Genomic DNA, 13336 nt, shown 5'->3' with positions numbered 1-13336 from the left:
TCTAGGCGTACGCCCCCGGCCACGGACCGGGGGTCTGCGACTCCTCGACCTCCTCCACCTTGGTGTCGAAGAGCCGGAAGCCGCGCCGCTCGTAGTTGGCCATCGCGTGCGGGCCGTCGAGCGAACAGGTGTGCAGCCAGACGCGCTTGGTCTCCTCGCGCTCCGGCCACCGCTCGGCCAGGTCCCAGGCGCGCGCCACGCCGTACGACAGAAGGTGCCCACCGATCCCGCGCCCCCGGAAGGCCGGGATCAGACCGAAGTAGACGATCTCCACCACTCCGTCGGGCTGGGCTTCCAGCTCCACGTACCCGGCGGGCGTCCCCCTCTCGTACGCCACCCAGGTCTCGGTGCCCGGCTTCTCGACGACCTCCTGCCACTGCTCGTACGACAGGGGCAGCCGGTCGTTCCAGCGGATGTCGCCGCCGACCGCCGTATAGAGGAAGCGGCTGTACTCGGGGGAGGGGACCGCGGCACGGACGACCGTGAGGTCACCGCCCGCCGGGGCGGGGGAGGGCCGGAGATCGGACGGCGAGGTCTGCTCAAGGGACCACGTGGTGAGAGTGATGCGCATGGGGCCATCGCATCACGCGACCTTGAGCTGCGACGACCGGGGTCGCCGACAGGCGCGCGGGCGGTCGCGGGGCCGGGCGGACGCGGCCGGGCGGACGCGGGGCCCGGCCGGGTGGCGGGTGGTGGTTCGCTCAGGGCGCTGCCGGGTCGGATCGACGTCCTTGATCCATCCGCCGGGGGCGGGGCGGGGCGGGGCGGGGAACGGAGAACGGGGATCGAGGAACGGGGACCGAGGAACGGGGATCGAGGAATGGGGACCGGAGCACCGGCCTCATGGGCCCGGCCGAGGCAGGCCCGTGCGCGCCTCCCGGACCGCCGGGGCCGTCGAGTGGGGCAGCAGCTCCGAGGGGTGCTCCGGGCTCAGCACCTCCACCGTGACCTCCTCGCGGAAGCGGTACGGGCGGTGGGCCAGGACCCCCGCAAGGTTCCGGCGTACCCGGGACAGCTCCGCCCGCACGGTCACCGTCCGCGTACGGTCGCCGAACACGTCCTCCGCCAGCTCCGCCGCCGTCCGTCCCTCCCGGCGCAGCGCCAGGACGCAGAGGAGTTCCGCGTGCCGGGGGCTCAGCTCCTGCTGCCAGCTCCCCGCGGGGCCCGTCACGGTCACCGTCCAGCGGCGCGGCTTGCGCAGGTCGAGTACCACCCGGCCCGCCGTCTCCGGCTCCGCCGTCGCGGGTTCCTCCTCCTCGACCCGCAGCAGCCAGCCGCCGGGCAGTGGCTCCACCGCGCACACCCCGAGGGAGGGCAGCCACGTCCGGCCCGGCGCGAAGGACCTCGGCAGCGGGATCCGGTCCACCGGCGCGAGGCCCGTCACCGCCGCCGTCCAGCCGTGCTCGTCCACCACGACCGCCCGGCCGCCCACCCGGCACAGGATCGGCGCGGCCACCGACCGCAGCCGCTCCACCGCGCCCCGGTGCCGCTCCCGCATCTCGGCCTCGGCGAGCCGGGCCACCGAGCCGACCAGCGCCAGCATCGCCGGATGGAAGGTGGACGCCGGGCCGCTCACGTCCAGGATGCCGAGCAGCCGCCGGTCGCGCGGGTCGTGCACGGGGGCGGCGGCGCAGGTCCAGTCGTGCAGGGACTCGACGTAGTGCTCGGCGGAGTGCACCTGCACCGCGCGGCCCAGGGCCAGCGCGGTGCCGACCGCGTTGGTGCCGGTGGCGTGTTCGGTCCAGGCGGCGCCCTCCTCCAGGCAGATGCCGTTGGCCCGCCGCATCACCGAGGTGTTGCCCTGCCGCCACAGCACCCGGCCGTGCTCGTCGGTGACCACCATGATCTGGAGCGTGGTGTCGGCGATGCCCGCGAGTCCGCCGTTGAGCGTCTCCAGGACCTCGGCGAGGAGGGTGGCCCTGCGCCGCTGCTCCAGCTCGTCGCGGCGCAGCAGCACACTGTCCCGCCCCCGGTCGGGGTCGAGACCGAGCTGTGCCACCCGCTGCCAGGAGGCGTCGATGACGGGCCGGGGCGCGATCGGCGGCCGGCGGCCCGCGAGAGTCTCCTCGCGGACCCGGCGCAGCAGCCGGGTGGCCTGGGCACCGTCCATGGCGGCCAGCCGCTTCATGTCGAGCTGCGTGTTGTTCATCGGTCCCTCCCAGCCACCCGGGGCGCTGTATCGGTTCTGCACAGGGCAGCCGCCCGGAGCGTTCGCTCTCCATGGTGCCGCTCGAAACCGTCCGACGAGGACCGGTTCGGGTCATCCTGCAACCCTTTGCAACCCTGTCCGTCACCGCCCCCCTGGACGAGAGTGTGGGGAGCGGCGGGTGGTGCCGTGTCGGCGCAGCACCACCCCCGCATCCCTCGCGCGTACCGACCCCCTCCGGTCCACCCCTGGCACGCGCGGCAAGCTTCCGCAGCGCGGTGCACGGCCTCCGCACCGCGCGGTGGACAGGGCCTGGTCCGCGGCGTGAGGACCCGGCCCACGCTTGCGTCCGCGCCCACACGGGGCGGAGAGCCGCCGCCCGGTACAGGCGCCCGGCCAAAGCGGTACCGGCGCCCGGTCAGTGCGGTACCGGCGTACGGGTCCGTCCTGTACCCGCGTAAGGGGACCTGCCCTGTACCCGCGTACGGAACCCGCCCTGTACACGGGTACGGGGACCTGTTCCGTGACCCGCGTACGGGAGACCGGCCCTGCACCCGCGTGCAACCTCGCCCTGTACCGGTCTACAGAAGCACCCTGTACCTGCGTACCAACCCACCCTGTACCGGCGTCTACAACCGCCCTGTACCGGTTCCCGGCCAGCCAGCCAGCCAGCCGACCCACCCCGCACCCGCGTAAGCCCCTCAGTCCCCCGCCTCCGGCAGTCCCGTCCGGGCCCGGTCCACCAGGCTTTCCAGGTCCAGGGTGTGCGGCAGCGTCCCGAACGCCGCGCCGCCGTCCCCGCCCAGCCGTGCCGCGCAGAACGCGTCCGCCACCTCCGGCGGCGCCCACCGCACGAGCAGGGAGCCCTGGAGGACCAGTGCGAGCCGCTCCGCGAGCCGTCGCGCCCGCGCCTCGACGCCCTCCAGGTCCGCCAGCTCCTGGAGGAGCCCCCGGATCGCCCGGTCGAGCCGGTGGTCCGCCCCGCGTGCCGCGCCGACCTCCCGCAGCAGGGCGTCGAGCGCGGCGGGCTCGCTCCGCAGCGCCCGCACCACGTCGAGCGCCTGGACGTTCCCCGAGCCCTCCCACACCGAGTTCAGAGGCGACTCCCGCAGCAGCCGGGGCATCCCCGACTCCTCCACGTAGCCGTTGCCGCCCAGGCACTCCAGCGCCTCCGCCACCATCGGCGTGCACCGCTTCGTCACCCAGTACTTCGCCGCGGGCACCGCGATCCGCAGCAGCGCCCGTTCCCGCTCCGTACCGGAGTCGTACGCCGCCGCGAGCCGCATCCCGAGGACCGTCGCCGCCTCCGACTCCAGCGCGAGATCGGCCAGCACGTTCCGCATCAGCGGCTTGTCGGCGAGCGGCCCGCCGAACGCGCTCCGGTACGCGCAGTGGTGCACCGCCTCGGTCAGCGCCCGCCGCATCAGCGCCGCCGAGCCGAGGACGCAGTCGAGCCGGGTCGCCGCCACCATCCCCATGATCACGCGCAGCCCGCTGCCCTCCTCGCCGACCCGGCGCGCCCAGGTCGTCCCGTCGAACTCCACCTCGGCGGAGGCGTTCGACCGGTTCCCCAGCTTGTCCTTCAGCCGCTGGAGCGCGAAGGCGTTGCGCGACCCGTCCGGCAGGACCCGGGGCACCAGGAAGCAGGTCAGTCCCGCGGGCGCCTGGGCGAGCACCAGGAAGGCGTCCGACATCGGCGCCGAACAGAACCACTTGTGCCCCGTCAGGACGTACTCCCCGGCGGCGGCCAGCGGACGCGCCTCCGTCGTGTTCGTCCGTACGTCGCTGCCGCCCTGCTTCTCCGTCATGGCCATCCCGAGCAGGACCCCGGGCTTCTCCGCGACCGGCCTCAGCTCCGCCTCGTACACATGCGAGAGCGCCGCGGGCTCCCAGACCTCGGCCAGCTCCGGCTCGGCGCGCAGCGCGGGCACGGCGGCGTGCGTCATCGACAGCGGGCAGCCGTGCCCCGCCTCCGCCTGGGAAGCCACCAGGAACCCGGCGGCCCGCCGCACATGACCGCCGGGACGGCCCCACGCGTCCGTCAGACCCGCCCCCACCGACCTGCCGAGGAGCCGGTGCCAGGCGGGATCGAACGCGACCTCGTCGATCCGGTGACCGTACCGGTCGTGGGTCCGCAGCCGGGGCGGGTTCACGTTCGCCCGGTCGGCCCATTCCCGTACCTGTGCGGAGCCGTTCGCGAGACCCGAGGTGACAAGCTCGTCCCGGGCCTCCGGAAGGAGTTCCGCCGGGAGATGCCGTTCCACCGCCTCGACCAGCGCCCGGTCGCTCGTGAAGACGTCGTACCCGACCAGCGGAGGGGCCTGGTTGGTCACGGTGTGGGTGCTCGGTGCCATGCCGATACGGTAAGCACGTGCAGGCAGCAAGCGAAACACCCGAACGGTCCGAGCGGCGGCCGTGGAGCAGACTCCAGCGTGCGCGCGTCCTCTACCGCAACGTCTCGAAGCGGAAGATGGCCTGGCTGCTCCTCAAGGACACGGTCAACTCGTGCATCGAGTACCGCATCCTCGGTCTCGCCGCCGAGGCGGCGTTCTTCACCCTGCTCTCCCTGCCGCCTCTGCTGCTCGGTCTGATCGCCGTCCTCGGATACGCCGACGACTGGACGAACACGGACACCGTCACCAGCATCCGGGAGAACATCCTCAACGCGGCCGGCACGGTCCTCTCCGACCGGGGCGTCCACGACATCGCCGAACCCCTCCTCGACGACATCACCCAGGGCAAACGGCCCGACCTGATCTCCCTCGGCTTCGCCATCGCCCTCTGGTCCGGCTCGCGCGCGGTGAACGTCTTCATCGACACCATCACCGTGATGTACGGACTCGACGGGCACCGGGGCATCGTCAAGACCCGGCTCCTCGCCCTGCTCCTCTACGTCGTGGCGCTGCTCATCGGCGCCGTCGTCCTGCCGCTCGCCGTCGTCGGACCCGACCGGGTCGTCGAACTCGTCCCCTGGGGAACGGAGGTCGTCGCCGTCCTGTACTGGCCGGCCGTCATCCTGCTCTCCATCGCCTTCCTCACCACGCTCTACCACGTCTCCGTGCCCGTGCGTTCGCCATGGATCGAGGACATCCCCGGCTCCCTCGTGGCGCTCGGGATGTGGGCGCTCGGCAGCTTCCTGCTGCGGATCTACATCGCGAGCCAGGTCGAGGGCCCGACGATCTACGGCTCCCTCGCCGCCCCCATCGCCGTCCTCCTCTGGATCGGCATCTCGGCCTTCGCCGTCCTCGTCGGCGCCGCCGTGAACGCGGCCATCGACCGCGTCTGGCCCTCCGTCGCCACCGCCGCCGCCCGCGAGGCCAACGAGCGGGCCCGCGCCGTCCAGGCGGCCGAACTCGTCGCCCGGGTGCGCGCCGAGGCGGAGTACGCGAGCGAAGACGACGAGGACGACCCGGACATGCCCTCCGAGTTCCCGGAGCGCTGGTCCAGGTTCCTGCCCCCGGACGACGTCAAGTCCCGTCTCCACTCCGGCTGGGAGAAGGACTGACCGGCAGGAGCGCAACCGGCCGCGCGCACCTTCCCCCGGGTACGTTGGACGGGTGTACGAGGAACGCCCCGCCCTGCTCGATGGAGCCGTCCTGTGGACCCGTACGGCCGTCCCCGCCGGAGGGGGGCCAGGAGCGGTCCTGCCCGACGGCTGCATGGACCTGATCTGGGCCGACGGACATCTCCTCGTCGCGGGCCCCGACACGCGCGCGTACGTCCCCGGCGAGACCGCCGCCCGGTACGCGGGCATCCGCTTCGCCCCCGGGGACGCGCCCCGCGTCCTCGGCGTACCGGCCCGTGAACTGCGCGACCGCCGGATCGGCCTCGGCGCCCTGTGGGGTGACGCCGAGGCGCGAAGGCTCGCCGACCGGATCACCGCCGCCCCCGACCCGGCCGCCGCCCTGGACGCCCTCGTACGCGACAGGGCCGCCGAAGCCACCGGCCCCGATCCCCTGCTCGGGACCGTCGTGGCACGGCTCGCCGAGGGGCGGTCCGTCGCCGCGACCGCCCGGGAGGTCGGGCTCGGCGCACGGCAGCTGCACCGGCGCTCCCTGGACGCCTTCGGCTACGGCCCCAAGACGCTCGCCCGGGTCCTGCGGCTCCAGCGCGCGCTCGCGCTCGTCCGCGCCGGACTGCCGTACGCGACGGCGGCCCTGCGCGCGGGCTGCGCCGACCAGGCCCATCTGGCCCGTGAGACCCGGGCCCTGGCGGGGACGACCCTGAGCGCCTACACGGCCTCGCTTCCGGTGTCGGCGAAGAGCGAGACGCCGGATCCGTCCGGGTCGAGGACCACGGCGTAGCGCTGCCCCCAGAAGGCGTCCCAGGGCTTCAGATGCCCCCGGTACCCGGCGGCCGTCAGCTCCGCGTACACCGCGTCCACGTCGGCGGGCGACCCGCACCGGAAGGCCAGCTCGACCCGGTTCCCGCCGGTGGGCCGGGTCCAGTCCGGGTCGAAGGAGCGCACGGTCTCCTCGGTGTCCCAGGCGATCCGCAGGCCGCCCGGCAGCGCCGCCTCGACGTGCGGCGCCGTCTCCGCTCCGGGCGGCGGCTCGATCCCGAGCCGCCGGTAGAAGGCGAGCGAGGCCGCCATGTCGGAGACGACGATCCCGATGAGGTCGAGCCGAGGGGCGGCGGTGGGGGTGTCACGGGGTGCTGTGTCCATGGACGGAAACGGTAGGCGGGAGGAGCGCGCCGGGTCTTGAACGAATCGGACGGACCCGGCAGGGCCCTCCGGACGGCCCACCCGTTACGGTCGGGGCCATGAGCACGCGCGCGTACGGACGGACCTCCTGGCCCTGGGGCGCGGCGGCCGTCCTGCTCTTCTGGCAGACCTGGTACCTCTGCCATGTGTACGCCACCGAGCGGTCCGGCGTCCGCTGGACCTGCGACGACGAGGGCTGCGCGACCGACCAGCTGGCGGGCGGCGCGCTGTTCCTCGCCGCCCCCTCGGCGGTGGGCGCGGCCCTGCTCGCGGCCCCGTACCTCGGCGGCTCCGCGGCCACCGGCCTCGCGGCGCTCCTCGCCGCCTTCGGCTTCCTCGCGGGCCGGGAGGACGACCACGCCGTCTTCGTCGGCTACGGCCTCGCGGCGCTCGGCACGATCCTCCTCGCGGCCGGGGCCGTACGGGGGGTACGGGGGGCCGTACGGGGCGCGCGCCGGGGGCCACGCCCGGACGGTGACGGGAGCGGGTACGGGGCCGGGGACGGTGGTGCCGCCGGGGGCGGGAACGGGAACGGCGGAGGCGTCGGGAATGAGAATGGTGGTGCCGTCGGGGACGGGGACCCGCGCGGTGGCCCGTCCGAGACGCCTGCCCCGGCGCCCCGCCTTCCCCTGGGACCCCTGCTGTGGACGGCCGTGGCGCCCGGGACCCTGGCCGTCGCGGTCCCGGCGGCCGTCGCCGCCACCGCGTTCCTGCACGGGGCGCTCGACGGGCCCCGGTGGGCGATGGTCCTCGGCCTCAACGTCACCGCCGCCCTCCTGTTCCTGCTCGCCCGGCTGCGGCTCGGGCACCGGCCGGGCGTGGCGCGCGGGGGAGTGGCCCCGGCGCGGGCCGCGCACGTGCCCGCGCGGCTGCACGCCTTCCGGGGGCGCGGCACCGCGCTCGTCTTCGACCTGACCGTCCTGCCCGAGGCGGGAGCCCCGTACCGGATCGAGGTCGAGCACTCCGTGGACCTCCAGGACGTCCGCACCCACCGCGCGGCCGTCGTCCGCCACGACCCGCGCCGCCCCTGGCGGGTCGAACTCCCGCAGCACCCGCCGACCGCCACGCTGAACCGGGCCCGCGCCGCCGTACGCACCGGGGACGCCCCGCCCGCCCCCAGGCTCCGCACCCCGGCCCCGGGCACCCCCGCGGTGCTGACCGCCGCCGTCCTCACGGGGGCGCTCCTCGTGCTGCTCGCGAGGGTCTGAGGGAAGCTTCGGGGCACCGGGGGCCGGTCAGCCGTCGACGCGGAGATCAAGACGATCACGATGAGCCACATGGCCACCGGCGGCCCGCGTGAACTTCCCGGACCTGCCGTCAACCGATCAGGAAGACCTCGCCCCTGTACGGGCGGAAGCGGTGGTGCGTCGGGTGGGTGAGGTCGCGGATTTAATCGGTGGTGTCGGCCGCCGGGGCGGGGCTATGGTCTGCGCATCGGTTCCGCAGGGGACGGTGTCGGTTCGTCGAGAACGACTGGCCGAGGGCGACTCGGCGAGAGCGATTCGTCGAAGAAGAAGCAGGAGGTGAGGACATTGATGACTGTCACGGTGACGGGCTCTGCCCGCATTCAGGAGTTCATCGTTCCCACCCCTGTGGTCTCCGGCTGACACCCATCGAACCGCGCGCTCGGAGCGCGCCGCCGGGGCCACCCTTCGAAGGGTTTCCCCTTGTTCCACGCTTCGCGTCACTCGTCTTCCCTTTCCGCCGACTCGCACCCGCTCGCCGCTTACGGCTGGGACGAGGAGTGGGAGGCCGCCTTCGCCCCGTACGACGCCCAGGGGCTCCTTCCCGGGCGGGTCGTCCGGGTCGACCGGGGGCAGTGCGACATCGCCACCACCGAAGGGACGGTCCGCGCCGACACCGCGTTCGTGACACCGCACGACCCGCTGCGGGTCCTGTGCACCGGGGACTGGGCCGCCGTCGACCCCGAGGGCGGCGACCCCCGTTACGTACGGGCGTATCTGCCGCGCCGTACCTCCTTCGCGCGGTCCACCTCCTCCAGCCGGTCCGAGGGGCAGATCCTCGCGGCCAACGTCGACCACGCCGTCATCACCGTCTCCCTCGCCGTCGAACTCGACCTCGGCCGCATCGAACGCTTCCTCGCCCTCGCCTGGGAGTCCGGCGCCCAGCCCCTCGTCGTCCTCAGCAAGGCGGACCTCGTCCCCGACGCCACCGGACTCTCCTACCTCGTCGAGGACGTCGAGACGGTCGCCCCCGGCGTCCGGGTGCTGCCCCTCAGCTCCGCCACCGGCGAAGGAATCGACGAACTCGCCGCGACCGTCGCGGGAGGCACGACCGTCCTGCTCGGCATCTCCGGCGCCGGAAAGTCCACCCTCGCCAACGCCCTCGTCGGCGCGGACGTCATGGACGTACAGGCGGCCCGCGACGTCGACGGCAAGGGCCGCCACACCACCACCACCCGCAACCTCTTCGTCCTGCCCGGCGGGGGAGTCCTCATCGACACCCCCGGACTGCGCGGAGTCGGTCTCTGGGACGCCGAGACCGGAGTCGGACAGGTCTTCGCGGAGATCGAGGAACTGGCCGGGGGGTGCCGTTTCCACGACTGCTCCCACGCCTCCGAACCCGGCTGTGCCGTCGCCGCGGCGATCGAGGACGGCTCGCTTCCCGCACGCCGCCTCGACAGCTACCGCAAGCTGCTCCGCGAGAACCAGCGGCTCGTCGCCAAGACCGACGCCCGACTGCGCACCGAGATCCTGAAGGACTGGAAGCGCAAGGGCGTGGAGGGCCGTCAGGCCATGGACCTGAAGCGCGGGCGCGTGCGGTAGCCGGGGGCGTGTGGAGACGCACGGAGACGGATGGGGGCGTGCGAAGGCGTGCAGGGGCGTGCAGTTGGGGCTTGCGGGGGTGGGTGACTCCTCCGTACGCCCCCGGCCCCGCGCCCCGCACGCCTCGCACGCCCCGCGCACGCTCTCACCTCCTGCCGGGCGCGCGCCCCCGGCGCCAGCGTCGTGTCCGATTCCCGCGAGCCCCGGCCCGCGCCCGGCCGCACACTGGAGAGCGTGACGGACGACGACACCCGCTATCAGGCGGTCAGCAGCAGGGACGCGCGGTTCGACGGCGAGTTCTTCTTCGCGGTGCGGACCACCGGCATCTACTGCCGTCCCAGCTGCCCCGCCGTGACCCCCAAACGCCGCAACGTCGCCTTCTACCCGACGGCCGCCGCCGCCCAGGGAAACGGCTTCCGGGCCTGCCGCCGCTGCCGTCCCGACGCCGTGCCCGGCTCCGCCGCCTGGGACGTAAGGGCCGATGTCGTCGGGCGCGCCATGCGCATGATCGGCGACGGCGTCGTCGACCGCGAGGGCGTGCCCGGTCTCGCCGGACGCCTCGGCTACAGCACCCGGCAGGTCCAGCGTCAGCTCACCGCCGAGCTGGGCGCGGGACCCGTCGCCCTCGCCCGCGCCCAGCGGGCCCACACCGCCCGGCTGCTACTCCAGACGACCGGCCTCCCGGTGACCGAGATCGCCTTCGCCGCCGGATTCGCCAGCGTCCGCCAGTTCAACGAGACGATCCGCGCCGTCTACGCCCGCACCCCCACCTCCCTGCGCGCGGAGGCGGGCAGCGGTGCCGGTGCCCGCACCGCGCTCGCCGCCGGGGTGCCCCTGCGCCTCGCCCACCGGGGGCCGTACGCGGCGGGCGAGGTCTTCGACCTGCTCGCCGCAGAGGCGCTGCCCCGGGTGGAGACGGTCGTCGGCTCCCGGGGCGCCCGCACCTACCGGCGCACGCTCCGGCTGCCGTACGGCACCGGCATCGTCTCCGTCGACGAGCGGTCCGCCGGGAGCTGGCTCGACGCCCGCATCCACCTCACCGAACTGCGCGACCTCACCACCGCCGTGCACCGGCTGCGCCGCCTCTTCGACCTGGACGCCGACCCCTACGCGGTCGCCGAGCACCTGGGGACCGTCCCCGGGCTGGCCGCCGAGGTCGCCGCCCGGCCCGGCGTCCGCTCCCCGGGCACGGCCGAACCGGAGGAGTTCGCCCTGCGTACGCTCCTGGGACCCGTGGAGTCGGCCCGGGTCGCCGGGGCGTACGGCACCCCCCTGGCCACCACCTGCGGGACCCTCACCCATGTGTTCCCCGCCCCGGAGGCCCTCATCGGGCACCCCGTCGCCGGTCCGCTGGCCCGCGCGCTCGCCGACGGCGACGTCCGTCTGGACCCGGGCGCCGACCGCGTCGAGGCGGAGCGCGCGCTCCGGGCCGTCCCGGGCGTCGGCGCCACCGAGGCGGCCCTGATCCGGATGCGGGCGCTCGGCGACCCCGACGTCTCCCTGACGGACGCCCCGGAGACGGAGACCTGGCGCCCCTGGCGCTCCTACGCGACGCGCTACCTCATAGGGGCAGCCGCCACCGCGCACGAGGATGCCGTGCCCGTCCCGTAGGGGGCTCCCCGTTCCGTGTTCCGCAGGGGCGGGATATCCGGTCCCGTAGGGGTGCGCGACCGTCCCCTACGGGACGGACACGCCCTCAGCCCTCAGGAAAGCCCCCACCCCTAAGGGCTCCCACCCCTGAGGCCCCACTCGTAAGCGCGTCCCTCACCCCCAGAGCACCGCCCCGGCCCACGCCCCCACGATCAGCAGGCACGCGAACAGCTCCACGAGCACGCTCGTGCCCGCCGCCCGCATCGCCGTCCGGGTCGCCGCCCTGGCCTGGCCGTGACCGCCGAGCCTGAGCCGCTCCGAGAGGTAGATCCCGCCGACGAAACCGGGCACCGCGCCGACCACCGGGACCAGGACGAAGCCCAGGAGCGCGCCCGCTCCCGCGTACACCGCCATCCGACGGGTGATGCCGACGCCCCTGAAGCGGCGCGGCGGCAGCTGCCAGACGACCACCTGGGTGAGCAGCAGCAGACCCGTCGCGGAGGCGAGCAGCAGCCAGGCGAGGTCGGTCTGCTCGTGCAGCGACCACCACAGCAGCCCGGCCCACACCAGCCACGTCCCCGGCACTCCGGGGACCAGCACCCCGAACAGTCCGAGCAGCATCACCGTCGCGATCAGCAGGAGCTGCCACACACCCATGCGCCCAGCGTGCCGGAACCCGGGTGTTCCCGCAGGTCAAGACCGACGGCCGGAGTACGGACCGGCCACCGGGCCCAGCCGCCTGTCCGGGCAGCCGGTCCAGGCCGCCTGTCCCGAGCGGTCGGTCCGGGCCACAGGTCGGGCCGCCTGTCCCGAGCCGCCGGTCCGAGCCGCCTGTCCCAGCAACCTGTCCGAGCCGCCGGTCCGGGTCGCCGGTCCACCCGCTCACCCTGGCCGACAAGCCGAGGCGCCCACCCCGGCCGGCCGCGCCTCACCCCCGCGCCACCCACCCCTTCTCGTACGCGTGCCAGCCCAGCTGCAAGCGGGTCGTCACCCCGGACAGTTCCATCAGGCCCTTCACCCGGCGCTGGACCGTCCGCAGCCCCAGGTCCAGCTGTTTCGCCACGCTCGCGTCCGTCATCCCGGCGAGCAGCAGCGACAGGATCTCCAGGTCCATGACGTCCGGCCCCGGTGCCTCGTCCTCGGTGATCCGCGCGCCCTCCCCGAGCCGGAGCGGCAGCGCGTCCCGCCACACCGACTCGAACAGGCCCCGCAGCGATTCCAGCAGCCCGCTCGCATGCACGACGAGCGCGGCGGGCTCCGCGCCCCGCCCGGTCAGGGGCACCATCGCCAGACTCCCGTCGGCGATCACCAGCTTCGTCGGGACCCGGTCGGCGACCCGGATCCGCTCCTCACGGCCGATCGCCGCCGAGAGTTCGAGCAGCCCCGAAGGGAGCGACAGCACCTCCCGCTCGATGACCACCCGGTAGCGCACCCCGCGCCCGGCGGCCTGCTCCTCCGCGTCGTTCTCCAGACCCGAGACCGCGATCGGCTTCCCCGTCACCAGCGCGCAGACCTCCTCCTGCGCGCCCAACTGGAGCTGGAGGAAACGATGGGTCACGGCGCTCGCGCCCGTCACCACCTCCACCAGATCGTGCACGGCGGCCTCCGCCGCCTCCGCCCGGTACTCCTCGGCGAGCAGCGCCGCCGCCAGCTCCGCCTGTTCCAGCTCGTGCCGCTGCTGGGTGAGCAGCGCGCCGAGCGCCACCCCGGGCGGCGCCGCCACCCACCGCCCGGTGCGCGCCGAGGACTGGGCGGCGAGCCCCTGCGCCTCAAGGCGGCGCAGGGCCCGCTCGGTCTCCCGTTCGGGCAGCGCGAGCCGGTGCGCGAGATCGGTCACCTCGGCCGCGCCCAGCGCGACGAGCGCCCGGTAGGCGGCCTCCTGACGCTCGTCGAGCCCTATCGCTCCCAGCATGGATGCCCCGCTCCTCCCGTACCCCGGCGAACTCCCCGGATCTTCCCGGGACATTCACCGGAGGCATGCGTTCCGTTGGTGGCCTGGCGGGAAACGGCCACGGCGTATTCCCGCCTCGCTCATCATCCCTGTACCGCCCTCACCTCTGCCAATGTGGCGCCACCGCAGCACCAACAGCCTCTGGAGTGGGGCGGAGT

Annotated in this window: 11 protein-coding genes; 5 read left to right on the top strand and 6 right to left on the bottom strand. The window is 74.3% G+C overall.

Going from position 1 to position 13336, the window contains the following annotated elements:
* Nucleotide 1 precedes the first annotated feature (1 nt).
* The 3 genes from BU197_RS14270 to BU197_RS14260 all read right to left on the bottom strand — a co-directional run bounded on the left by BU197_RS14270 (nucleotide 2) and on the right by BU197_RS14260 (nucleotide 4500).
* Nucleotides 2-571: a GNAT family N-acetyltransferase gene (locus BU197_RS14270; RefSeq protein ID WP_188268640.1), complete on the bottom strand. Its 570-nt coding sequence runs from the start codon at nucleotides 569-571 to the stop codon at nucleotides 2-4.
* Nucleotides 572-841: 270 nt separating this feature from the next.
* Entirely contained in the window at nucleotides 842-2149 is a 1308-nt protein-coding gene (locus tag BU197_RS14265; RefSeq protein ID WP_188268639.1) for a GAF domain-containing protein, read from the bottom strand.
* Between the two features lie 698 nt (nucleotides 2150-2847).
* A complete protein-coding gene (locus BU197_RS14260) occupies nucleotides 2848-4500 on the bottom strand; it encodes an acyl-CoA dehydrogenase family protein (RefSeq protein WP_188268638.1) in 1653 nt (550 codons plus the stop codon).
* A 17-nt stretch (nucleotides 4501-4517) separates the two neighbouring features.
* Between BU197_RS14260 and BU197_RS14255 the strand changes: the two genes are divergently transcribed.
* Both BU197_RS14255 and BU197_RS14250 read left to right on the top strand, forming a co-directional pair.
* Entirely contained in the window at nucleotides 4518-5651 is a 1134-nt protein-coding gene (locus BU197_RS14255; protein WP_188268637.1) for a YihY/virulence factor BrkB family protein, read from the top strand.
* 52 nt (nucleotides 5652-5703) lie between these two features.
* Nucleotides 5704-6450 carry a helix-turn-helix domain-containing protein gene (locus BU197_RS14250; RefSeq protein ID WP_188268636.1) on the top strand — a complete coding sequence of 249 codons (747 nt, stop codon included), beginning with the start codon at nucleotides 5704-5706 and terminating at the stop codon, nucleotides 6448-6450.
* Here the strand turns inward: BU197_RS14250 and BU197_RS14245 are convergent.
* Nucleotides 6378-6812: a VOC family protein gene (locus BU197_RS14245; RefSeq protein ID WP_188268635.1), complete on the bottom strand. Its 435-nt coding sequence runs from the start codon at nucleotides 6810-6812 to the stop codon at nucleotides 6378-6380. The two genes, BU197_RS14250 and BU197_RS14245, sit on opposite strands and share 73 nt — an antisense overlap.
* A gap of 98 nt (nucleotides 6813-6910) precedes the next feature.
* Between BU197_RS14245 and BU197_RS14240 the strand changes: the two genes are divergently transcribed.
* The 3 genes from BU197_RS14240 (at nucleotide 6911) to BU197_RS14230 (ending at nucleotide 11248) form a co-directional block, all read left to right on the top strand.
* Nucleotides 6911-8059 (top strand): hypothetical protein, encoded by a 1149-nt coding sequence (locus BU197_RS14240; RefSeq protein ID WP_188268634.1) that lies wholly within the window; start codon nucleotides 6911-6913, stop codon nucleotides 8057-8059.
* A gap of 459 nt (nucleotides 8060-8518) precedes the next feature.
* On the top strand, nucleotides 8519-9637 hold the full coding sequence (gene rsgA, locus BU197_RS14235; protein ID WP_188268633.1) for a ribosome small subunit-dependent GTPase A: 1119 nt from the start codon (nucleotides 8519-8521) through the stop codon (nucleotides 9635-9637).
* 225 nt (nucleotides 9638-9862) lie between these two features.
* Nucleotides 9863-11248: a DNA-3-methyladenine glycosylase 2 family protein gene (locus BU197_RS14230; protein ID WP_223182643.1), complete on the top strand. Its 1386-nt coding sequence runs from the start codon at nucleotides 9863-9865 to the stop codon at nucleotides 11246-11248.
* A 153-nt stretch (nucleotides 11249-11401) separates the two neighbouring features.
* Here BU197_RS14230 and BU197_RS14225 read toward each other — a convergent pair whose 3' ends face one another.
* Together BU197_RS14225 and BU197_RS14220 are read right to left on the bottom strand one after the other, a co-directional pair.
* Entirely contained in the window at nucleotides 11402-11884 is a 483-nt protein-coding gene (locus BU197_RS14225; protein ID WP_188268631.1) for a DUF456 domain-containing protein, read from the bottom strand.
* Nucleotides 11885-12155: 271 nt separating this feature from the next.
* Nucleotides 12156-13139 (bottom strand): helix-turn-helix domain-containing protein, encoded by a 984-nt coding sequence (locus tag BU197_RS14220; RefSeq protein WP_188268630.1) that lies wholly within the window; start codon nucleotides 13137-13139, stop codon nucleotides 12156-12158.
* Nucleotides 13140-13336: the final 197 nt, after the last annotated feature.

The sequence above is a fragment of the Streptomyces sp. CBMA291 genome (assembly GCF_014596525.1).
GTDB lineage: Bacteria > Actinomycetota > Actinomycetes > Streptomycetales > Streptomycetaceae > Streptomyces.
The sequence above is the reverse complement of the archived record's forward strand: the minus strand, read 5'-3'. Positions and strand labels throughout refer to the sequence as shown.

What these genes read in the sequence shown, in the direction of transcription:
- BU197_RS14270 (WP_188268640.1), bottom strand. Translation starts at nt 571, where the DNA reads ATGCGCATCACTCTCACCACGTGGTCCCTTGAGCAGACCTCGCCGTCC.
- BU197_RS14265 (WP_188268639.1), bottom strand. Translation starts at nt 2,149, where the DNA reads ATGAACAACACGCAGCTCGACATGAAGCGGCTGGCCGCCATGGACGGT.
- BU197_RS14260 (WP_188268638.1), bottom strand. Translation starts at nt 4,500, where the DNA reads ATGGCACCGAGCACCCACACCGTGACCAACCAGGCCCCTCCGCTGGTC.
- BU197_RS14245 (WP_188268635.1), bottom strand. Translation starts at nt 6,812, where the DNA reads ATGGACACAGCACCCCGTGACACCCCCACCGCCGCCCCTCGGCTCGAC.
- BU197_RS14240 (WP_188268634.1), top strand. Translation starts at nt 6,911, where the DNA reads ATGAGCACGCGCGCGTACGGACGGACCTCCTGGCCCTGGGGCGCGGCG.
- BU197_RS14225 (WP_188268631.1), bottom strand. Translation starts at nt 11,884, where the DNA reads ATGGGTGTGTGGCAGCTCCTGCTGATCGCGACGGTGATGCTGCTCGGA.
- BU197_RS14220 (WP_188268630.1), bottom strand. Translation starts at nt 13,139, where the DNA reads ATGCTGGGAGCGATAGGGCTCGACGAGCGTCAGGAGGCCGCCTACCGG.